Origin of the sequence: Kandleria sp., assembly GCF_017934775.1 — a bacterium.
GTDB classification, from domain to species: domain Bacteria; phylum Bacillota_I; class Bacilli_A; order Erysipelotrichales; family Coprobacillaceae; genus Kandleria; species Kandleria vitulina.
In genome coordinates, this window is record NZ_JAGBIX010000054.1 from 1 (window position 1) to 23,148 (window position 23,148).

Sequence of the window (23,148 nt, forward strand, 5' to 3'; positions counted from 1 at the left end):
TCTATGTCCATGTTTGTAGTCTTTATTCATGAACGTTATTATACAAAAAGAGCCCCGCTTAGGCGAGGCTGAGTTGAGTCCGTCGGCTTTCATCCCACAAGCTAAAGCTTGATGGGTTTTCAGCCGTAAGCATTATATAAAAAAGGAATACGAGCATTTTCTCGTATTCCTTTTAGATCTTGTAGCCAACAACAACCTTTGTCTGTCTTGCGACACGATTAACGTCCCAGAGTTTGTTTGTATTATTGACACTGTTTGGATCATGTATGATGAGTTTGCCATCAGTGTTGATTCCTGCAATAACAATGTAATGACCACTTGTCGTAAAGTCACCTTTTTTTACATTAGCGATGAGAACATAGCCACTGCGCAAGTAAGATTGGATATTCTTAGGCTGCTTGTTTAGAACTCTTGCTTTTAGTCCTAACTTGCTTGCACCTTGAATAAGGAAATTAAAGGAAGATCCTAATCCTTCACGATAGTATCCTTGCTTTAAGGCCCATTGTCCTAATGTGTAAGGATCCTTGTCAGTCTTGCCTGTTAATCCTGAATAGATCATGGACATACATGTAGGTCCACATCCTCTTGGCGCAAATAATCCGGCACTGAATGTACGATAGCCCCATCTTTGATCCCACTGAATAAATTTAGGAATCGTACCTTTCTTGACTTCTCCAGTAATATCAATGCTTTGTGCATTGAAAGTAGAAGCTTTCGTCTTGTACTCATATGCAAATTTAGCAATTTCAGGATACTTTTGTGTATATGTGATTAATTCACTTGGGCATCCCTGCTTCTTTAACATATCAATTGTAATATCTTTTGCTTCTAAAGTTTTCTGAACAGTCTTTTTCTTAACAGTCTTGGCTTTTACCTTCTCTGTTTTCTTTACTGTTGTTACAGTCTCTGCTTTCTTCTTAGAGAACTTAGAAACTGTGAAGAATCCCATTCCGATAAAAAGGAATAAAACTAATGCAGCAGATATAACACGTTTAACTCTTAAACGTTTTCTTTTCTTAGGCTTAGTAGGAAATTGAGAATAGGCATGAAGTTTTCTTTGACGAGCATTAGGGTATCTTAATGAGCCCTTACTATTTCTATGCCTACTTGAAGTTGACTTGCGACGCTGTGCATTCTTTCCTGTCATCTTATCATCCTTTCGCATTCCCACTTAGTTTACCATATAAATAATTTAATGCAAATTGAAAACACGATGAGAATCCTCTAATTCAAAGAGATTATAGGATTTTATCATTAATTTGACAATTAATCTTCTAATGCCTGTTTTAAATCTTCAATGATATCTTCAACGTTTTCGATACCGACAGATAAACGAACCATATCTGGCATAACTCCACCAGCTTTTAATTCTTCATCAGTCAACTGACGATGTGTAGATGATGCTGGATGTAATACGCATGTATGTGCATCAGCGACATGTGTTGCGATCATCGCAACTTTTAATTTTTTCATAAATGCTTCAGCAGCATCTCTTCCACCTTTAACACCAAAAGCGATGACACCACAAGTACCATTTGGCATGTATTTTTGTGCTAGATCATAATATTTATCTGATGGAAGTGATGGATATGAAATCCATGAAACATGTTCATTCTTTTCTAGGAACTGTGCTACTTTAAGTGCATTTGAACAATGAACAGGAACTCTGACTGCTAATGTTTCTAATCCAAGATTTAAGAAGTAAGCATTCATTGGTGCCTGGATTGCACCAAAGTCTCTCATAAGCTGACTTGTACATTTTGTGATGAAGGCTCCCTCTTTACCAAACTTAGTTGCATATGTTAAGCCATGGTAGCTTTCATCTGGTTCACATAATCCAGGGAATTTTTCTTTGTGTGCCATCCAATCAAATTGACCGTGGTCAACGATGACACCACCAACTGTTGCATCATGTCCATCCATATATTTTGTAGTTGAATGAGTGACGATGTCACATCCCCATTCAAATGGACGACAGTTGATTGGAGTTGCAAAAGTGTTATCCATGATTAGTGGTACACCATGCTTATGTGCTGCATTAGCAAATTTTTCAATATCAAATACAGTCAAGGCAGGATTAGCGATTGTTTCTCCGAATACTGCTTTTGTATTTGGTTTAAATGCTGCATCTAATTCTTCTTCACTGCAATCTGGATTAATGAAAGTAAAGTCAATGCCCATCTTTCTCATTGTGACATTGAACAAATTGAAAGTTCCTCCATAGATGCTTGTAGAAGCGATTACATGATCACCAGCATTGGCAATATTAAATACCGCAAAGAAGTTAGCAGCCTGACCACTGCTTGTAAGCATGGCAGCAGTTCCCCCTTCAAGTGCTGCAATCTTATTAGCGACAAAATCATTAGTAGGATTCTGTAATCTTGTATAGAAATAACCAGAAGCTTCTAGGTCAAATAATTTACCCATATCTTCACTTGTATCATATTTAAAAGTCGTAGACTGAATGATTGGAATCATTCTTGGTTCACCATTTTTTGGCGTATAGCCTGCTTGTATACATTTTGTTTCTTGTTTCATAAATTCTCTCCTTGCTTTTTTAAATAATTATAGACATTATCCTATTAACATTCAATATAAAAAAAGAGCACCTTCTTTACGATGCTCATAAAAAAACCGTATTTTTCCATAATAAATTATGTTTATTAGGAAAAACATAAATTTAAAACTACTTTCTCAATAAATATAAAGTGGGGTATTCCCTGTGCCAACAATCTTCTTTCCTTTTAAAGTGGCAACATAATAGATTGCTTTCTCATCTAGCTTATAATAAATGTTAAGATTTTCAATATCCCTTATTTTAACATTTTTTTCTTTAAGGTCCTCTTTAACTAACCTTTCGATATCTTGACTAGATACATTGAAAAAATCATACTGAATTTCTACATTAACCTTCATATTACCCACCTCCACAATATCATTATAGCTTTTCTATGCTTTTTATACAAGAAAATACAAAAAATATAAAAAAAGATAGTTAAATTTATGTTTATTATAATTTTATCCATCAAAATAAAAAACAAGAACTCAGATGAGTTCTTGTAATTCTTTAGGATTATCCGCATACTTCAATGCTTCATCCCTACTTATATAGCCTTGTTGGACAAGTGTCATTAAAGAATGATTCAAGGAGATCATTCCCTGAGTAGCGCCTGTCTGTATCATAGAGTTGATCTGATGCCCCTTGTTCTCTCTTATGAGGTTTCCAATGGCATCATTGACAAGCATAACTTCAAATGCTGGAATACGACCACGTCCGCCTTGCATTGGCAGAAGTGTCTGAGTGATGACAGCTTTTAGAACACCTGCCAACTGAATTCTTACCTGCGCTTGCTGATGCTGTGGGAAGACATCGATAATACGATCAATGGTCTTGGCTGCTCCAATGGTATGTAATGTAGAGAAGACAAGATGCCCGGTTTCAGCTAATGTGATTGTTGCCTGAATGGTTTCAAAGTCACGCATTTCTCCTACCAGGATAACATCTGGGTCTTCACGCATCGCACTTCTTAAAGCGGTGTTGAATGAATCTACATCCCTATTCAATTCTCTTTGGTGAATAAGAGCCAAGTCTTCTTTATAAAGATATTCGACTGGATCTTCAATCGTAATGATATGACAATGACGATGATGATTGATTTCATCAATCATTGCAGCAAGCGTTGTAGACTTACCTGAACCAGTTGGTCCTGTAACTAGCACTAGTCCACGCGGTTCTTTAGTAAGTGTACGCATGATTTCAGGTAGTTTTAGTTCATCTATTGATCTGATATGTTCATAGATGACACGAATAGCAGCTGTACGCTGTTCTTGCTGAAGATAGACGTTTACACGATAACGCATGCTGTTTTCTACATAGACAAAGTCTAAATCGACACCTTTGCTAAGAACAGATTGATCCTCTTTTTCACAGAGGATATCCAGCATGTTCTTAGTATCTTCTTGAGAATATCCTTCTACTAGTTTCAATGCACCATTCTCACGAATGGTTACTTGTCCTTTTTCATCAATATGGACATCAGAGTAGCCTTTAAATCTTGATTTTTCTAATAGTGTATCCAATACGTTCATATGATTACTCCTCATAGTAAGAAATACGTTTTAGTTCATCAATTGTTGTCACACCTTCTTCTACGAGATCCTGTGCGGCTTCAAAAAGTGATTTATAATTCTGCGTTTTCTTTACATAGGCCTTAATATCATCCAATGATTTCTTTTCTGAAATCATTCTTTTTACCTGACGGTCAATGAGTACAATTTCATGAATAGCTGTTCTTCCTGAATAGCCTGTATGATTACATAGATTACATCCGTGAGCATGAGAGACGTAAGGAATCTTCTTAGTCAAGATCTTTTCTTCTTCAGGTGTTGGTGGTTCCTGTGTGGCACAGTATGGACATACCTTCTTGATAAGTCTTTGAGCCACTACACCAACTAGTGAACTGGCAATCATATATGGTTCTACGCCCATATCTTCAAGTCTGACGATTGTAGATAAGGCATCGTTGGTATGTAATGTACTAACGACAAGATGACCTGTAATAGCCGCTCTGACTGAAATATCAGCTGTTTCATTATCACGTGTTTCACCTACCATGATAATATCTGGATCCTGTCTTAAGATAGCTCTTAGTCCAGCTTCAAAGCTCATTCCCGCCTGATTGTTGACTTGTACCTGATTAATACGTTCCAATTGTTCTTCTACTGGATCTTCAATGGTTGTGATATTGACCTGTCTTTTAGCTAAGGCCTTCATGACCATATACAATGTTGTTGTTTTCCCTGAACCAGTAGGCCCTGTTACATAGATGATGCCATTTGGCATTTCCATCATCTTGTTCATCTTGGCTGCATCCTCATCATGCATGCCATAATTGTTTTCAAAATCAATTTCAGCATTGGAGTTAAGATAACGCATAACAATCTTTTCTCCATGAACTGTAGGAATAGTAGATACACGAAGGTTCATCGTAATCCCATTGATTGTTGTGATAATATGACCATCCTGAGGAATACGTCGTTCAGATATATCCAAGTTAGATAAAATCTTGATACGTACTACCAGCGGTGAATGAATACTTGATTGTAACTTCATGCTGTCAAGTAACATACCATCTATTCTTGTACGAACTAATGTTTCATCTTCAAATGGTTCAATGTGAATATCTGATACATTATCTCTGTATCCTTTAATAAGAATAGAGTTAAGAAGTTTTACTACAGGAGAATCGTCATCATCTACATTAAAGAGTTCTTCATCTTCAAAAGCATACAAGTCCGCATTCTTGTTGATGTCTTCAGAAGCAGTACTTGAATTGAGTTCACTATAATAATAGTCAATCGCATTGGAAATATCTTTTTCCATTGCCAAGAATAATTTAATATGCTTGCCAGTTACCAAGCGAATATCTTCAATACCATAGTAGTTTAATGGATCATTTGTAACAACAATTAAGCCGTTTTCTTCTTTGGTCTGAATCGCAATCATATTATATTTTCTTGATAATTCTTCTGGTATAAGGGCTACTGCCTCTTTATCAATCTCATATGTTTCAAGAGAAATCAAAGGCAGATCCATCTTCTTTGAAAGAACGACCAGCATTTCTTCTTCCTTGATAAAGCCAAGGTCAATCAAGTGTTCACCAATCTTCTTTGAACGATCAGCCCTTTGTGCCTGTAAAGCTTCTTGTAGCTGCTCTTCAGTGATATACCCTGCTTCTACAAGCATATCTCCCAATCGTAGATTCTTCATAACTCTTTACTCCTTATAGTAATAAATCTTATTGTGATGATTTTCATTGATATCCAGATTATACGATTCAGTAGAATCTGGAAGATTTATATCTAAATGATTCTTTAGTTTAAACCTAAGTAATTCTAATGTCTGTTTTTGAGCATAATCGTACTTTCCTTCCATTTCATATTTAAAATCAATTCTACTTTTTGATCTTATGTATCCCAAAAAATAGATGGAAAGCTTATGTCCCTTATAAAAAGATTTCTTAAATACTGGATGGTTGTTTTTATAAAGCATTCCATTTTTTACATACAGTGCCTGCCACTTATGTTCATTATCAGGACTTGCATTAGTGAAGGTAAGATATGGTGTATAAATAAGTTCATCGTGAACATATTTAATCACCTTTTCTGTTTTTTTCTGTATGCGTTTTTCGTTATAGTGCAATGCATTATCGACAATCCTATAAAACTTAAATGAGCTATATCCTAAGATGCTGAAGGTAATAAACATCAGTAGATAGATCTTTATCTTCTTTAGTTTCATAGACTAACCCTCAATTATTATCTATTCTTCATTTAACATATAGATCTCTAGCACAGTGTTAAATCTTACAGATGAAGTAGAATCATTATCTACGCTATAACTAAATGAAGAGATATACGCACTCTTGATACGACTTCTGATCTGGTCAATAAATTTTAAATAAGATTTGCTGTCACCATCACAGATAATAGATACTGTGCTTAATGTGATATTCTTTGGCAATGTTGTTTGTTCACTGCCTTCCTGATCATTTGTCTGTTTTTGTCCAGATGTCATATTTAATGAAACAGGTGTAAGCTGACAGTTTTGAATTTCAGTTGTGATTGTTTTACTCAAATTTGTATTTGATGTCTTTTTATAATAACGTTGTGTCAATTGTTTATGATTTTTTTGCTGAACGCTCAACTGTGCAGAAGCATTCTGATAAAGCTGCAGCTTAGACTGCAGTTCAGTCAATTCTACATTTCTTTTGGAAATGGTTTCCTTGTTTTTTTGATAGCCATCAAGCTGTGGCTTAATGAGACCAAACCATCCTCCCATAATCAATAGGAAACAAAGAAGAACGTAAAGCATAATCTTTTCTCGTTTCGACATAGACTGAAAAATCTCTTTCACTCTACATTCCTCCTTTCAATTGAAAACTTACTGAATAATGATAAGTGTAGTTAGAAGGCTGTGTTGTATTCTGATTGCCAGTTGTATCTTCTTCAGTTGCATTTTGATCAGTTGTATTTTGTTGCGTAGTATCCTCTTGAGAGTTATCAGATGTATAACCATTAAAAGTCACTTTATCATAATGCGTGTTCTTTGAAATCTCATCTACATATTCATTGACATTCAATGCTGAGGTTGTAGTCCCCTGCACTGTTACTGCATTGTTGTCTTTTGAAAATGTCATCTGTGTAATCTGACAATCAGACTTTTCTGCACGATTATAGAGATCGTCTCCTATTTTTTGTGTAAAGGGAACATAGTCATCAAGTGACTTGTTGAACTTTGTGATTTTCTGGTTATCAGAAATCAAAGTTTTTGTTTCCTCATAGGACTCTTTATCAGCCACAGATAATGCCCCTTTTGTCTTTCCTATCTGACGATTTACATCATTTAATTCACTTTGCGTTGCCAATCTCGCATACAGTGCTGTTCCAGATGCAACAAGGACCACAAAAACAATACCGGCGATTGGCAAAATTATTTTGTATTTATCATATCTATGCGGATCTTTAAACGATTCCTCGTATACCGCAAGAATATTTATTCTCTTGCTTTTGATTCCCATTCCTTACTCCCCTATCAGATAACCTAAAGTATTAAGATAATTATTCAAGGAAACTTCTTCCCCATTTTCCTTGTCATAATAAATACCTTTTGCTTTTGGCAGCATCATGCTTTCTATTTCTAAAATGTTTGATATTCTCTCACAGACAAGATCACTAATATCCGGACTCAATCCTGAAAAATAAACTGTTGAGAACGGTGCATTATTTTTCGGACTGTTCGCAAACTGCTGAAGCTGAGATATTGCTCTAACAATATCTGAGCCAAAGCTTTGTGTATCGTTGATATCAGAGAATATTCTGTTTCTTGTCGTTAAAACATAATTTCCCTTTGAAAATACTGATGAAATAATTTCATTTCCATCAACTCTTGTAATAGAAAATGAACCATCTGTCATATTAGGCAAATATTCTTTTAATCTAATAAGAATATTGATTGAAAAGTCAATATCGACTACATCTATTTCAAGACTTTCAAATAGATTAAGATATGTCGTAATCAAGTCTTTTTCAATCCCCACTCCTAATATACGCACTGCTCTTTTTATTTCTTCATCTTCTCCAATGAAACCATAATCATAGAGCATCTCTTCATCACCTTCATAAAGAGTCGCAAACTCATTTTTGAGATGTTCTATGATTCTTTTCTTTGACATCTTTGGAATAACCAATGATCTTGCGATGATCTTATTACTATCTAGAATCAAGATACACTCTTCAATATCATATTGACTCTTTAATTCAGCCAAGGCTTCCTTGATGCTTGTATCATCAATAATGACACCATTGATAATGGCGTTATCATCTATTTTAATATGTGCGTGATGAGCGATGTTAACCGCATCCCTTTTACGTTCCCCTTGAATAAATTCAATACTTTGTGTCTTTATTAAAATAATATTTTCCATAAGCATCCCCTAATTTCCGATGCTGCCATATAGTGAATACAATGGCAACATGACAGATATGATAATAAGTCCAATCATTGCCCCTAACACAATGATAAGAACTGGCTGTAGAATCGTTATCATCTGGTCTGTCGCAATCTCTGCTTCGAATTCGAAATCATCACTGATGCTGTCGAGCATCGTATCAAGACGACCTGATTCTTCACCAATGTAGATTGAAGCAGAAAGTTTTGGATCAAAACCTTCAACTTTATCTAATGCCACAGATAGATTTTGTCCAGCACGTACATCCAATGCTACCTGTTCAAACTGTGATTCAATGTAGACATTGTTGATGGTATTTCTTGCCAATGATAAAGACTTAATCATTGATACCCCACTTGTATACAACGAACTTAAACTACGAGCAAAACGTGCTGTGTAAATGATACTGATCAAATGACCAATCAATGGCAGTTTAATCTTTAAGCGATCCCATTTATATCTTATTGAAGGTGCCTTCAATGATGCATTGACTGATGCTATTAATGATAATAAAACAATTAATATCCAGTACCATGAATCAATCATGATTCTAGAAATACCAAATACAATCTTTGTGATTACTGGCATCTCATATCCATGGAAGACTTCAAAGAACTGCGGCATGATTACTGTAAATACTACAATCATAACAATAACTGTAACAGTCAATAGAATCATTGGATATGTCATTGCAGATTTGATTTTCCCATTTAATCTATTATCTCTAGTAAACTGGTCAGCTAATTTCAAGAATGCCTGATCAAGTTTACCTGATGCCTCTGCACTTTTGATCATATTAATCATCAATGGTGGAAACATATCATCCTGCATGGATAAAGCTGTACTCATTGGAAAACCTTGCTGAAGCTTAACGTAGACATTACGATAAATCATTTTTAGTTTTGCATCATGTTCACGTCTTACAACAATGGACATTGCAGAAATAAGTGAGATCCCTGATTGAATCATAGTTCCCATCTGACGACAGAAATCTGAAGCTGCATCATTCTTGATAGCTTTTTTCTTCTTATCATCTTTGGCTTCTTTGGAATAAATTAAAAACATCCCTTCTTCTCTTAAATGATTAAGAAGTTCTTCATAATTATCAACTTCCACTTTACCAAAGTGGTGTTTAGAATAAATATCTTTTGCACAATATCTAAATACAGCCATTTTCAATCATCTTCCATATATAAAATTATAACTCAAATATTACTTTTTTGAATATAAAGTCACTTATTAGTCAAATAATATAAGCAAAAAAGTGAGATCTTATCGACCTCACTTTTTATTTCATGTATTTTTTTAAATTAAAATGTTCCTTTTTAGCAAGTTCAAGAAGCTGCTCATTTGATGCATCTTCTACCTTGCACATATCAAGAAAGCCAAAGAATCCTGAAAAGCTGACCATCTGTGCTCCATACTCATTAATCGGATCATTTCTTAATCTCTTATAATCAATTTCTTTCTTTGATGAAAACATATTATCACTAACTTATAAATGAAGATTAAAGAAAGACAAATACAATAATAATAATTGCCATCCATACAATGAAGAAATAAATGCACCAAAACAAATGAACGGACCAAATGCCATATGTTCCTGCAATTTAATATTATGAGTTGCCAACAAGAAAATAGCCCAAATGCCAGCTAACACAATCGCAATAAATATACCAATAAGCATAAGCTTATAGCCTAGCAGAAAACCAAGCACCGCTGTGAGTTTAATATCGCCTCCGCCAAAGGCGCCATCCTTAATGTAACATAAGCCAAGCATCGGCAGACTGACACAGAAGAATCCAATCACCTTTTCAATAAGAGGAACATTTCCAACAAAAATCGAAAGAATACCCATTATTCCTAACGCTATTACAAGTTCATCCGGTATTGTCATAGTATCAATATCAATAAACGTAATAGCCAAAAGGATCATGTAGCATACAAAAACAAAAGGTGTCACAATATCAAAATAGAATGCATGTAAGCAGATCAAGCCAATACATCCTCCCATTATTTCAATGAGCGGCGTACGCCAGCCAATCTTTGCGCCGCAATAGCGGCATCTTCCTCTCAAAAGAACCCAGCTTACAATTGGTATGAGATCATACCATTTTAGTTGTGTCTTGCATTCATCACATCTGCTTCTTCCTTTGCTTATTGATATGCCTTTAGGCAATCTGTCAATAACAACATTAATAAATGAAGCGACACATGCCCCTACTATAAATGCATAAATATATACTAAAATCATTTTTATCACCCGTATATTTCTGAGTTTGTTAAATATTTAGTTAACCAATCTTTATATTGTTGTTTAGTGGAATTCTTGGCGTTTGAATAGTCTCCAACATTTGTCCATGAATATTTTCGAGCATCTTCTAGTGTGCTGCTTCCTGAATAACCAAGTGCATCAACAGTTAAATTGCCATATTTCAAATCACAACAGTAGATATCAGCGCTACCAAAGTTCTGATTAACGACAAGATCTCCTTTTAAATATGTAGAATTTGGATCAAAAGCTGGATTCATTAACTGCCAGCCACTTAACGCATTGCCAGGAGATAAGGTATCATTTACTTGTTTCTCTTCAATCTTAATACCAGAAGAAATATTTTTCCCAGTAACAACCCAATCACCAGTCTTAGCTACCTTTAAATAGATTTTATTATTATAAGTAACATAGTCACCTACACGATATCTATTGTCACTAACATATGTACCTTGATCAAGCTTGGTTCCATCATCTCTTACACAATCAATAAACTGTATACGATCATAAACGGTAAATGTAACAAGATTCGTATCAACTTTATGCAATGATACAGTATCTACACCATCTGGATAAATTGTGGCACTTAAAGCATCGACATTATGGTCAGCAGTGACATGAATACGAATATGATTGACATTCACTCCTTTGAACTTAGATCTAGGAATTACCAATTCACTGTTTCTACCCTTTCCCGTAGGATCTCTGCCTTTCTCTATGTAGAACTTCATATATTCATATTGAACTCTCTGAAAGACAGCTCTCGCACCTACTTCATACTTTGCATCCTTGCTGGCAACAGTATATTGCATAACACTAGGAACTGTCACTGCCATTAAAACTGCCAATATTACAATGACTACAATTATTTCTATTAGTGTAAATCCTTTCTTACCCTTCATTCTTTCCACCATATAAACCACTCCTACTCTCATTATCATAATATCACAATTTCACTTTATTTTGATATAAATATGACTATTGACAGCAAAAAGCAGCGAATATATCTATATATTCGCTGCATGTTTTAGCTTGTCTAAGTGTTCACGTAACTTCTTGAAATCACTTTCAGAACACTTTTCTATTTGAACTTTTTTTAAAGCTTTTTTATATTCGTTTATTTCTTTTTTGAGATGATCATGCTTTTCTGCAAGAAAGGCATCTGATTCATTCTTAAAGAGAATTCTCTCTTTCTTACTAGCATCATCTTTTTCATATTTCTTTGCTTCTTCCATTGCTTTTTCTATTTCTTCTTTACTCATATGTGATGAAGATTCAATAATAATGGATTGTGCATGTCCCGTAGAAAGATCTTTTGCACTTACATTAACAATACCGTTTGCATCAATATCAAACGTAACTTCTATCTGAGGGACTCCTCTTAATGCAGGTTTGATATGTTTTAATTTAAACTTTCCTAATGACTTATTATCTTTAGCAAGCGGTCTTTCTCCCTGCAGTACGTTGATTTCTACTTGTCTTTGGAAATTGGTACTTGTAGTAAAAATCTGCGAGTAAGTTGTTGGAATAGTGGTATTACGAGTAATTAGTGGCGTAGCCACTCCTCCTACTGTTTCTATTGATAATGTCAACGGCGTTACATCTAATAAAAGAAGATCCGTTGAAGTTCCTGTGCTTGAAAGCACAATCTGTCGCGAGAGTTTGGCTGCCTGGATTGCAGCGCCTTTAGCGACACATTCATCAGGATTTAAAGAATGGGATGGTTCTTTCCCAATGACTTGTGCTACTCTCCTTATGACTGATGGTATACGTGAAGCTCCTCCGACCATAATGCATTTGTCGAGATCACTTGGTGTGAGTCTTGCATCATTTAATGCATGCTGCATAGGAAGGACACAGCGTTCTACAAGTTCTTGTGTCAATGTTTCAAAGACAGCTCGATCAATTGTCATTTCTAGATTCTTTACTCCCAGTCTATCCTGATAGATAAATGGCAATGAGATTGTTGTTGAAGACATAGTAGACAGATCAATCTTTGCTTTCTCTGCTGCTTCAAGCACTCTTCTTTTTGCTACAAGATCTTTTCTTAAATCCACATGTTCTTTCAATAGAAAATCTTCAAAGATAAATGTAGCTAACGCTTCATCAAAATCATCTCCACCAAGATGATTATCACCACTTGTAGATAAAACTTCAATAACCCCTGCTCCTATTTCAATAATAGAAACATCAAATGTACCTCCTCCTAAATCAAAGACCATCACTTTCTGACCAAAATGATTTTCAAGTCCATAAGTCAAAGCAGCTGAAGTCGGTTCATTTATTATACGAATAACATCAAGTCCTGCAATACGTCCTGCATCCTTTGTAGCTTGACGCTGATCATCATTAAAGTAAGCCGGAACTGTAATGATTGCCTGTGTTACTTCTTCATTAAGATAATGCTGAGCATCCATCTTAAGCTTCTGAAGAATCATAGCTGAAATCTCCTGAGGCGTATAATGATTGTTGTTAAGCGTTACTTTTTGATCAGTTCCCATCAATCTCTTAATGGACATGATGGTATTATGTGGATTCATCGAAAGCTGTCGCTTTGCCAATTCACCAACAAGACGCTCTCCATCTTTATTAAACGCCACTACTGAAGGGGTTGTCTTCATCCCTTCACTATTAGGAATAATGGTTGTATGGCCATTTTCTGAAATCGCCATACAGCTATTGGTTGTCCCCAAATCAATTCCTATGACTTTTCCCATTAATGACAATCTCCTTTCTTTTTAACAGCATCCAAGACATCTTAAACACATCAGTGCGTAGCAACATGAAAATGGTGACATTGTTCTTCCATAACCCTGTGAGGTTGTAGTATATGCCCTTTGACCACCTGTCAATTGCTGAAGAAGAATCAGATACTGCAGATTCATTGGATTCATATTATATGCTGTTGAAGCATACTCCTGTGCTGCAATTGGATTACCTAATCCCTGCTCACATATAGCCGCATAATAGAACCACACATCCGTTCTGTTTCTGATACCATTTAAGACACCCATCGCTTCACTAAATCTCTGGGCCTGAATAAAGCCAGCTGCTTCTCTATATGCTTCTTCATCAGTTCCTGTAAACGATGAAGAATAGCTGCTATCATAGCTTTGCGACTGATTCGTATACGTACGATTTGTAAATCCACGTTTACGATCATCCATAATCGTTTTATAGGCAGTCTGTACCTGCTTAAATTTTTCTGTATATTCTTCCTGATGAGGATTTCCAATATTAGCATCAGGATGATACTTCTTAGAAAGACTGCGATAAGCCTTCTTTACCTCATCATCACTAGCAGAAGATGGGACTCCTAAAATATCATACGGATTCATTCATATTACCTTTCTTTCTTTTATTCTTAACACTTTCAAATCGAGACCAGACCCCAGAATAAAGAACATTTCTTAAAATGTCCCCATTTAATAAAATGGGCAGTCTTTCAAAAGCCATTGTGGCTTCACTTATAAATAGATTCAATAAAGATTCTACATATTCATCAAACTGATCCTGGTGATAGTTCTCCTTAAAAGGATTATAAGTCTTCTTCTTGATATCATCTTCAATATCATCATAAGCATCCATCAAATAAATAAACTTACCAAGATTCGCTCCTAGAATATAAAGATCATCTTTCCATATGTCATCATCATAGGCAAAGATTTCTCCCATTACTACACTAAAAGCATTGCACATCTGATCAAGATTCGTGCAGCCCTCTTTTTCTAATTCGTTGATATGATTTAAAGCCTTCTCAATACGCTTAATCTTTAAAGGATATTTCTCTTTCACTTTTAAAAAAGGCTTAGTCAATATTTTCAACTGACGATGATGACGATTTTCATCATGAACATCATCAAGTGCCTTATAATAGGCAAGCACAATGCTCATATCTGCTACATAATGATCATACTGATGTCTTACCTGCTTATGTTTCTTTAAAGGATGCATCACACAAGTCAACTCATCATGAAACAGATCAGGTTCATATAAGCCAGCCAATATTATACTTAAAAACGTCATATCATTAGAATGAAACATTGTGACTTTATGTCCATAATCATTTTTAAGACAATCACAAAGACCACAATAAAAAGAACGATACTGTTCTTTTTGACTAGCAGAAATCTTATCATTTAAGACAATATAACCAAACATAATTAACTTCTCTTATCAAAATGTGTATGACACTTTGGACATACCACTTCAACCTTTCCACGACCTCTAGGGATACGGACAAGCTGATGACACTGTGGACAACGATAATAGCGATGATCACGATCACTTAATCTTTTCTTATAAAGAGTAACCGTACGAGAAATAGGTGCAATCATTTTCATGTAAGCTTCATTCTCACTATATCGTTTATAGATATTCTTAGAGAAACTACGATATATTTCTAAAATCAACAGTGCATATGATAAGAGTGAAATAACATATGAATGTACAAATATATTAATGACGATCAAGAATAAAACAAAGAACATAATATGTGTATTAAGCGTATCTGTTCCATATCTTCCCATCATAAAACGCATAAGTTTTTCTCTCATAATTCTCGCTCCTTTTAATTGAATTATAAGTATCCTTTGTGAATCTCAAATGAACTCATAGTTTAAGTATAATGTTTTTCAATGAAAACGTAAACATAGAATTTTACAATAAAAAGCTCCTAAAGCTTTCACTTTAGGAGACTTCTTTATTTCATTAATTTCTGAGCAATAGTCTTTACAGTATTCGAATGAATCGCAAATGCAAGTCCTTCTGAGCCACTCTGTACAGATTTTGCACTGACAAGTCCAATTAAATTTCCTTTTGCATCAAATAATCCTCCACCTGAGTTACCTGGTGAAACAGCGGCATCAGTCTGGATAACTGTTAGCTTGATTGTATTTTGATACATAGAATTAGAATTTGATCCAGTTGCCACTTCAATAGAACGAGAAGTAGCAGAAATGATACCTGAAGTAATAGAGTTGCTTAGACGTCCTTCTGGGTTACCTACGGCATAAGTAGTAGAACCCTGGGCAATCTTTGAACTATCCGCAAATGTAGCAGGAGTTAAATCAGTCGCATCAATTTTTAATACGGCAATATCCTGTGAACTATCTGAACCAATTAAAGTTGCTGAATACTGCTGCTGATCTGAAGTTGTTACTACGATCTTTGAAGCACCATCTACAACATGGGCACAAGTCACAATATATCCATCTTTTGTATAGATAACACCTGAACCAGCACCACTTGATACTTCATTACCATATCCATAGTTATAAGTGCTCATCTTCTCTGTTGTAATTGCAACAACACTTGCTGACATCTTTTTAGCAACTTCTGTCGCATTGGTAGATGTCGTTGTTGTAGTAGAAGGATCAACACTTGTAATAGTGTTTCCTAAGTAATTCGTGTAGACATATGCTCCACCAATTCCTCCTGCAAAAGCAAGTACTAAAACAATAAACAATTTTATAAAGGTCTGTGAGAAAACACTCTGCTTATTGTAAGGAGGCATTCCTGACTGGCCATTCTGAGATGGTCCTTGCTGATAAGCTCTTTGCTGATTGGCATGCTGGTAAGCTCTTTGCTGATTGGCATTTTGATAAGCTCTCTGATTGTTATACTGATAACCATTATTCTGATAATTCATTCTTTGCCCGTTGTATGATCCCGCCTGATTAAGTGGACGAGACTGACTTTGTGCTTGATTTGATTGCATATTGCTATTCTCAGAAGAATGCATACTTTGACTATTTTCAAAAGAATTGTTCTGATTTCTATTTTCCATACGTTTCTTCCTTTCTTTATACACATAGTATAAGAATCAATTAATCTTATATTATGTATGAAATATGTGAAAAAATGTTAGAAGGATATACCTTTAACCTAAACATATCATAACACAATTTAAAAAAATGGGAAAATTTTCATTTCCCATTTTCGTCTAGAAGAAGTCTTCTCGCATTCTCTTTTTGTTCTCCTGCTTATTGCGATACATTTCAAAGTCCGCTCTAGCAAAGACATTCAGGAACGTATCTCCCTTCTTATAGATACCCATTCCTGAAGCGATAGATACTTCAGTCCATGGTTCAAGAGAATATCTGATGCTCGCTTTTTCTCTTGCCTTTTTAAACAGTTCATCTCTATTCCTGTAATCACTGTTTTCAATAATAACCACAAATTCATCTCCACCAATACGATAAACCGGTGAATGATCATAAAGTTCACAAATAAAATGACAGGCATTCTTGATTGCTTCATCGCCTCGATAATGACCATAGTTATCATTAATTATCTTCAAGTTATTCATATCCACAAGCACAATCGCAAATTCTGCATTATCTTCTTTGATCTGTATTTCAAGCTCATTCTTCTTTTCCGAATAAGCCGCATGATTTTTCACACCCGTCAATTCATCACGATAGGCACGATTTTCCAATCTGTTAAAATAGATCTTCAACTGCTTAGCAGTCATATTGAAACTTTCCGCAAGTAACCCCATTTCATCTTTTGATTTACACTTAATATGAACATCATAATCCCCTTCTGCAAGCTTATGAGAAGATTTGATAATATCTTCAATAGGCTTAACATAACGTCTTTCAATCCAGAAAGGAACAATGCTGAAGACAATCGCAATAATCACACAAATCACAATCAATGATTTAATAGAAAGATTTCGATCCTTAAATAGATCCTCTGTCTCATCAGTAAGGAACAGTTTCATTCCATTAGATAAAGTCACAAAGACGAGCGCATGATCTTCATCATTAAACCTATAGTGAAGCATGCGATCTTGTGATGTACTGGTTGTTAAATCCTCCTTTAAGGTATCATACATCTTAAAATGATAATTTGTCCCATAAGGATAAAGATAATGCCAATACATCTTCTCTTTACCATCACTTAAGAATGCATATCCTTTATCATAGACCTGAATATTTCTTACAGGATGAATAAAATCATTGAAGTCTAAATCAACACCAACAACACCAATCATTTCACCTTCGACAAAGAAAGGTGAAGCATAACTTATGACCTGCTTATTAACCACTATGTTCTTATGTGGCTCAATCCAGGTATCATTCTTCATAGACAATATCTGATAATACCATTGAAACTGTTCATCATTTTTGCCTTCATCATTCATAGTTCTATAAGATACATTAGAAAAACTCTTACGCAAAGAATCTCTGGTATGATAAAATCCTTCATCCTTTATGTTTGCTCTAGCATAACGAAAATAATAGCTACGTATAATATCACTATCACCAATGATCTTATTAAATGTGTTGACCATCTCATATTGCAATTTATTTCTTACATTTTCATTCTCAATTTCATTGGGATTTTCTACAATCTGCTCAGCGATTGTCTTGACTGAACGAACAGCTGATCTCGTTCTTTCAAGCTCCTGATCTAGATAGTAAGCATTACGCTCACAAAGCAGATTCATAGTCCTACATACATACCCATCTGATAACCTCTGTATTTCATAGAATGCAATACCACCAAGTCCCACTTCTACAAATAACAATGCAGTGATTACCAATAAAAGCATTTTATTTCTAATCGACATCATAATAATCACCATCTCCATAAGGTTATCATATCATTTCTTCACATGAATTCGTAAAAAAAAGGTCAAAATTTTAAAAAAGGTACTCCGATTTGTTAATCGAGTACCTTTTGACATGATTTTTTTAGTAAATCAAGATATTTTTGAGCCAATGGCGTTACAAATGACTTCTTATGGAGAATGTATCCTACTTCAATATAATCATCAATTTCAAGTGGAATAGCTGTAATCTCTGGGTTAAGTTCATTAAAGACAATACCAGTGGAGATAGTATATCCCTGAAGTCCAATCATCAGATTGAACAATGTACCACGATCGGATACCTTAATTGACTTTGTATGAGGATATGTTGATTGTATTTCTTCCATAAAATAGAAAGAATTTGTTTCTCCCTGAAGATAAGATAAATATGGATAATCATCAAGTTCTTCAAGCTTTACTGATTTTCTATGTGCTAGTGGATGCTTCATGCTCATAAAGACATGAGGCTTAGCTACAAATAGTGAATGGAATACAAGCTTGGATTCATGAAGAATCTTGGAGATGACATCATGGTTGAAGTCATTCATGTAAAGAATTCCTACTTCACTTTTCATATTCTTTACATTCTCAATAATTTCATTTGTCTTAGTTTCTTCAATAGAAAAGCTGTATGTATCATAGCCAACTTCTTCAAGAAGTTCTACGAACGCATTAATCGCAAAAGAATAATGCTGAGTGGAAACAGAAAAACTAATCTGTGTATTCTTTTTATCAAGGTAACGCTCTTCTAATAATGCATACTGCTCTACTACTGCTCGTGCATAGCCTAAGAAAGCTTCCCCATCATTGGTGACTGTGATGCCCTTGTTTGTACGATGAAACAATGATAATTCAAGTTCCTCTTCAATATCCTTAATCGCATTAGATAAGCTTGGCTGGGAAATGAAAAGATTCTTGGCCGCTTCATTAATTGATCCATCTTTAGCAACCTGAAGGACATACTTTAATTGTTGAAGTGTCATTAAGCTTTATAAATCCTCTCATATAATGATAATTCTTCTTCTGTATCCCGAGTAGATGCAAAAATAAGATCACCCTTCTTTTCATCAGTATTAAGAAGATTAAATTCTTTTAGCTTTCTTTCTAGCTGTCTGCTCGTTCCTTCTCCTCCATCATAACAAGGAATATCTCCTAATATATTAAGAATATTCTTTTTAACATGAGGATAATGAGTACACCCTAAAACAACGCTATCTACATGTCCGACATGAACCTCAAGCTTTTCTTTTAGGTAATTGTCAACGACATCATCATCGAGATGTCCTGCTTCTAAGATATCAGCTAACCCATTACATACACATGGAATAATAGTCGCATTGCTGCCGTATGTACGTGCTAGCTCATGGAATTTATCAAGTTTCAAAGTATTATCAGTCGCCATCACCAAGACATGATGATGAGACTCAACTGCTGGCTTTAATGCTGGTTCTACCCCGATAATAGGAATCTCTGGATAGACATTGCGCAATAGATCAATAGCGGCACTTGTAGCTGTATTACATGCAATCACAACAGCCTTCACACCTCTCAATACAAGCTTATTGATCATTTCTATTGTACGATCCTGCACTTCCTTGATGCTCTTTTGTCCATAAGGAGCATGTGCTGAATCCCCAATAAAATAAAAGTTTTCTTCCGGTAAACGACGAGTCAGTTCCTTTAGTACGCTGATTCCTCCAACTCCTGAATCAAACACTCCTATATAGTTCTCTAAATCTCTCTTCATCATTCTACCTCCTGATTATTAATCATAATCATTTAAAAGATAAAAATCAATCTCTTACATAGAAAAATGCGCAATGATAGTTTATCATAATTTCATGAAAGACAAATGGAAACTACCAAGTCTCAAATACCAGGCATGCACATGATAAAAATTAACAACGAAATCTATATTCATTTAATGCATCTATGATAAAAAAGGTTTACAATTGAGGATTTATTGATATCGTTAGATTAATATTATATGATTATTTCATAACCCTATATAATAAAATGGAGATAGATATGAATAATCAATCATTAATAACAATAGAAAAAAAGGATTTCAAATATTTCATAAGTCGGTTATATGATGAATACTTTGAAGATTATGTTTATGAAGTTATTGGAGATGAAGAAGACGAAAAATCAGTTGTCGTCTTGTTTGAAGGGATGAATTACTGTATTGACTTGTGCAAGAAATATGGATTTCATTTACCCTTTAATTCCATTAAAGAGTATTTTATTACTGAATTTGAAGATGGAGAAATTATTTATAACAACTTATATAAAAGATATCTTGAAGAAGATAAAATATATAATTATGAAAACAAGGATTTTAGAGAACGATTCACCAACGATGAATTATAAAGATGTCTTAAAGAAAGCATCTTTATAAATGATGAAATGATTCTTTTTAAAATCAAGCAATCCTTCCTGTTTCATAAGTGATAGTTCATGGGATAAGGATGATCTATCTACAAGTAGATAATCAGCCAACTGCTGACGGTTGAAAGGAATATCAAAGACAAAGCTATCATATATTCTTATTTGCATATATAAATAGTTCATGAGACGCTCTCTCATGCTCTTAGGTGCAATTGTATTGATTTTATTGGATAATGCCACATTCTTGCTGGCAAGAAGATGCATAAGATTCTTTATAAAGGCAGGATAGTGAACATCCATGATCTTATTACCATCAAGAAACAGCACTCTTGTCTTTGTGACTGCCATCACATCCAACTTTAAATCATGATGTATTAAAGCATAAGATTCTCCAAAATAATCATAGGTATCAATATGAGCATAAATATTGGAGTGTCCAAGTAAATCATAACTGATTCCAATGAGTTCCCCTTCTAATACAAGTCCAATCTCATGGATTGTTTCTCCTTGATTAAAGACTATTTCATTTTTCTCATAGCATTCTATTCTTCCTGATAATAAAGAAAGAATCTCTTCAATCTGATGATCTTCTAATGAAGAAAACAGATCAAAGTGATGCATTTCATCTATTATATTCATTCACTTCACTCCTTATTTTTATAGTGTATCATAACCTATATGATAAATCATATTAAAAGAATTTTTTGCAAATCATTTGTCTACAAAAAATTAAAACGCTATAATAAATTTATAAGAGTTTTTGAAAGGAGTTAAAAAATGACTAATTATTTTGATCTTAAGGGCCAGGTGGCTCTTGTCACTGGATGTTCTGCAGGACTAGGCGTTCAGATGGCGAAAGCTCTTGCATCTCAGGGTGCAAACATTGTTGCTTTAGCAAGAAGAAAAGAAAGAATCGATGCTGTTGCTGAAGAAATCAAAAAGACATATGGCGTAGACGCCATCGGTGTTCAGTGTGATATCACTGATACTGATCGTGTCAATGAAGCTGTCAAGGAAGTTTTGGATCATTTTGGAAGAATTGATATTCTTGTAAACAATGCTGGTACAGGTGCTGTTGCTCCTGCTGAAGACATTACTGATGAACAGTTTGCCAATGAAATGAACATTGATTTATTTGGTTCATTCAAGGTTGCTAGAGCTGTTGCTAAACAGGCAATGATTCCAGCTAAATATGGTCGAATCATCAACATCGCTTCAATGTATGGTCTTGTCGGCAATAAGATTGCTGGCTCTTCTCCATATCATGCTGCTAAAGGTGGCGTTGTCAATTTGACAAGAGCACTTGCTTCTGAATGGGGAAAATATAATATTACTGTCAATTCAATCTGTCCTGGATATTTCTACACTGACTTAACTGTAGATACATTAAATAGTGATTTCTTCCAGCAGAATGCGAAGACAATGATTCCTCTTGAAAGATACGGAAATGAAGGAGAATTGGATAGTGCTGCTATTTTCTTAGCTTCCCCTGCTTCTTCATATGTCACTGGTGTTAACTTACCTGTAGATGGTGGTTATACAGCAATGTAATAAAAAAAGCTCCTTACGTGTGTAAGGAGTTTTTTATTTTAGTTTTTCTTTATAAGTATCATAATAAGCTTCACTCATCATCTCCATGGTAGATGTATGATGTCTTTTATACATATCCTCAATATTGCTGACAAATGCACCTGCATAGGCTGGATTGTCCTTAAATGCATAAAAGAGCTTATGTTGCCATTTCTTATGTGAATAGCTGTTATGATGATACATCAGTTCTCTTATTATACTATGAGCATAATAACTTGATTCTACGATATAGCCACGAGAAAGATCACATTTTAACAATGAATCCATCTCCATTGTATCATTAGGCATATCTAGCTTTTTTAATAAAGAAGAAATCTGACGTGATGTTTTCAGCAGTCTTCTTCTTTTTAATAGAAAACCTTTTCTCGTCTTAAGATGGTCCCTTTTTGAAAGATATCCTCCCAACATGAACGCCTGTTCAAATTCGTCTTGAGATACTTTTCTTATTATAGGTACAAACATAGAAATTCCTCCTTAACTGCATTATAACATCATCCAAATATCAAAATAAAACTTTTTTGATCATCCTCGTAATGTAAGTGTTTTCTTATCGATTATGTTAAAATATAACTATAAAGAAAGCCAACTATAAGGAATTCAAGTAAAAATTGAAGTTTTATCACATTATCTTTGTTCCTTGGCTAATCTCATTAAATAACAGTTGCGATTTCATACTAATCATCTGTTATTGAACCATATTATTTTAGAAGTATATTGAAAACTGAATATTTGTGTACACAAAAGGCCCTGGCCTTCTAGCAATACTATGAATATAGTTATGCAAA

At 34.7% G+C, this 23,148-nt stretch carries 25 protein-coding genes; 2 read left to right on the forward strand and 23 right to left on the reverse strand.

Annotated elements, in window-relative coordinates; all coding sequences use genetic code 11:
- Positions 1-172: 172 nt before the first annotated feature.
- The 21 genes from J6L95_RS05930 to murI form a co-directional block, all read right to left on the reverse strand.
- Positions 173-1,165: a C39 family peptidase gene (locus tag J6L95_RS05930; RefSeq protein WP_287458464.1), complete on the reverse strand. Its 993-nt coding sequence runs from the start codon at positions 1,163-1,165 to the stop codon at positions 173-175.
- 101 nt (positions 1,166-1,266) lie between these two features.
- Positions 1,267-2,538 (reverse strand): O-acetylhomoserine aminocarboxypropyltransferase/cysteine synthase family protein, encoded by a 1,272-nt coding sequence (locus J6L95_RS05935; RefSeq protein ID WP_287458465.1) that lies wholly within the window; start codon positions 2,536-2,538, stop codon positions 1,267-1,269.
- 156 nt (positions 2,539-2,694) lie between these two features.
- A complete protein-coding gene (locus J6L95_RS05940) occupies positions 2,695-2,916 on the reverse strand; it encodes a DUF6465 family protein (protein WP_029070446.1) in 222 nt (73 codons plus the stop codon).
- Positions 2,917-3,045: 129 nt separating this feature from the next.
- Positions 3,046-4,089, reverse strand: coding sequence for a type IV pilus twitching motility protein PilT (locus J6L95_RS05945; RefSeq protein WP_287458466.1), 1,044 nt, complete (start codon positions 4,087-4,089; stop codon positions 3,046-3,048).
- Positions 4,090-4,093: 4 nt separating this feature from the next.
- Complete coding sequence (locus J6L95_RS05950; protein WP_287458467.1) at positions 4,094-5,770, reverse strand: GspE/PulE family protein; 1,677 nt, start codon at positions 5,768-5,770, stop codon at positions 4,094-4,096.
- A 6-nt stretch (positions 5,771-5,776) separates the two neighbouring features.
- Complete coding sequence (locus J6L95_RS05955) at positions 5,777-6,301, reverse strand: hypothetical protein (RefSeq protein WP_287458468.1); 525 nt, start codon at positions 6,299-6,301, stop codon at positions 5,777-5,779.
- A gap of 21 nt (positions 6,302-6,322) precedes the next feature.
- The gene (locus J6L95_RS05960) at positions 6,323-6,916 is read right to left on the reverse strand and encodes a type II secretion system protein M (RefSeq protein WP_287458469.1); all 594 of its coding nucleotides are present in this window, start codon (positions 6,914-6,916) and stop codon (positions 6,323-6,325) included.
- Position 6,917: 1 nt separating this feature from the next.
- Entirely contained in the window at positions 6,918-7,580 is a 663-nt protein-coding gene (locus J6L95_RS05965; RefSeq protein WP_287458470.1) for a PilN domain-containing protein, read from the reverse strand.
- Positions 7,581-7,583: 3 nt separating this feature from the next.
- Entirely contained in the window at positions 7,584-8,486 is a 903-nt protein-coding gene (gene pilM, locus J6L95_RS05970) for a type IV pilus biogenesis protein PilM (RefSeq protein ID WP_287458471.1), read from the reverse strand.
- Between the two features lie 9 nt (positions 8,487-8,495).
- Complete coding sequence (locus J6L95_RS05975) at positions 8,496-9,683, reverse strand: type II secretion system F family protein (protein WP_287458472.1); 1,188 nt, start codon at positions 9,681-9,683, stop codon at positions 8,496-8,498.
- A 115-nt stretch (positions 9,684-9,798) separates the two neighbouring features.
- Complete coding sequence (locus J6L95_RS05980; RefSeq protein WP_287458473.1) at positions 9,799-9,993, reverse strand: hypothetical protein; 195 nt, start codon at positions 9,991-9,993, stop codon at positions 9,799-9,801.
- A 12-nt stretch (positions 9,994-10,005) separates the two neighbouring features.
- Positions 10,006-10,764 carry a prepilin peptidase gene (locus tag J6L95_RS05985; RefSeq protein WP_287458474.1) on the reverse strand — a complete coding sequence of 253 codons (759 nt, stop codon included), beginning with the start codon at positions 10,762-10,764 and terminating at the stop codon, positions 10,006-10,008.
- Between the two features lie 5 nt (positions 10,765-10,769).
- Complete coding sequence (locus J6L95_RS05990; protein WP_287458475.1) at positions 10,770-11,684, reverse strand: prepilin-type N-terminal cleavage/methylation domain-containing protein; 915 nt, start codon at positions 11,682-11,684, stop codon at positions 10,770-10,772.
- Between the two features lie 105 nt (positions 11,685-11,789).
- Positions 11,790-13,499 carry a molecular chaperone DnaK gene (gene dnaK / locus J6L95_RS05995; protein WP_287458476.1) on the reverse strand — a complete coding sequence of 570 codons (1,710 nt, stop codon included), beginning with the start codon at positions 13,497-13,499 and terminating at the stop codon, positions 11,790-11,792.
- Between the two features lie 21 nt (positions 13,500-13,520).
- Positions 13,521-14,120 (reverse strand): J domain-containing protein, encoded by a 600-nt coding sequence (locus J6L95_RS06000; protein WP_029070431.1) that lies wholly within the window; start codon positions 14,118-14,120, stop codon positions 13,521-13,523.
- The gene (locus J6L95_RS06005; RefSeq protein ID WP_287458477.1) at positions 14,107-14,943 is read right to left on the reverse strand and encodes a DUF5685 family protein; all 837 of its coding nucleotides are present in this window, start codon (positions 14,941-14,943) and stop codon (positions 14,107-14,109) included. The genes J6L95_RS06000 and J6L95_RS06005 overlap by 14 nt, the downstream gene beginning before the upstream one ends.
- A 2-nt stretch (positions 14,944-14,945) precedes the next feature.
- Positions 14,946-15,338: a hypothetical protein gene (locus J6L95_RS06010; protein ID WP_029070429.1), complete on the reverse strand. Its 393-nt coding sequence runs from the start codon at positions 15,336-15,338 to the stop codon at positions 14,946-14,948.
- 146 nt (positions 15,339-15,484) lie between these two features.
- Positions 15,485-16,570 carry a S1C family serine protease gene (locus J6L95_RS06015; protein ID WP_287458478.1) on the reverse strand — a complete coding sequence of 362 codons (1,086 nt, stop codon included), beginning with the start codon at positions 16,568-16,570 and terminating at the stop codon, positions 15,485-15,487.
- Positions 16,571-16,726: 156 nt separating this feature from the next.
- Positions 16,727-18,364, reverse strand: coding sequence for a diguanylate cyclase (locus J6L95_RS06020; protein WP_287458479.1), 1,638 nt, complete (start codon positions 18,362-18,364; stop codon positions 16,727-16,729).
- 92 nt (positions 18,365-18,456) lie between these two features.
- On the reverse strand, positions 18,457-19,365 hold the full coding sequence (locus J6L95_RS06025; protein ID WP_074624194.1) for a LysR family transcriptional regulator: 909 nt from the start codon (positions 19,363-19,365) through the stop codon (positions 18,457-18,459).
- Positions 19,365-20,132 (reverse strand): glutamate racemase, encoded by a 768-nt coding sequence (gene murI, locus J6L95_RS06030; RefSeq protein ID WP_081345340.1) that lies wholly within the window; start codon positions 20,130-20,132, stop codon positions 19,365-19,367. Before murI ends, J6L95_RS06025 begins: the two co-directional genes overlap by 1 nt.
- Positions 20,133-20,410: 278 nt before the next feature.
- On the opposite strand from murI, the gene J6L95_RS06035 reads away from it, so the two are divergent.
- A complete protein-coding gene (locus J6L95_RS06035) occupies positions 20,411-20,755 on the forward strand; it encodes a hypothetical protein (protein WP_287458480.1) in 345 nt (114 codons plus the stop codon).
- Here J6L95_RS06035 and J6L95_RS06040 read toward each other — a convergent pair.
- Complete coding sequence (locus J6L95_RS06040) at positions 20,750-21,412, reverse strand: Crp/Fnr family transcriptional regulator (RefSeq protein WP_287458481.1); 663 nt, start codon at positions 21,410-21,412, stop codon at positions 20,750-20,752. The two genes, J6L95_RS06035 and J6L95_RS06040, sit on opposite strands and share 6 nt — an antisense overlap.
- Before the next feature lie 138 nt (positions 21,413-21,550).
- Between J6L95_RS06040 and J6L95_RS06045 the strand changes: the two genes are divergently transcribed.
- On the forward strand, positions 21,551-22,324 hold the full coding sequence (locus J6L95_RS06045; protein ID WP_029071321.1) for an SDR family oxidoreductase: 774 nt from the start codon (positions 21,551-21,553) through the stop codon (positions 22,322-22,324).
- Positions 22,325-22,357: 33 nt separating this feature from the next.
- Here J6L95_RS06045 and J6L95_RS06050 read toward each other — a convergent pair whose 3' ends face one another.
- The gene (locus J6L95_RS06050) at positions 22,358-22,825 is read right to left on the reverse strand and encodes a hypothetical protein (protein WP_287458482.1); all 468 of its coding nucleotides are present in this window, start codon (positions 22,823-22,825) and stop codon (positions 22,358-22,360) included.
- Between the last annotated feature and the right edge of the window lie 323 nt (positions 22,826-23,148).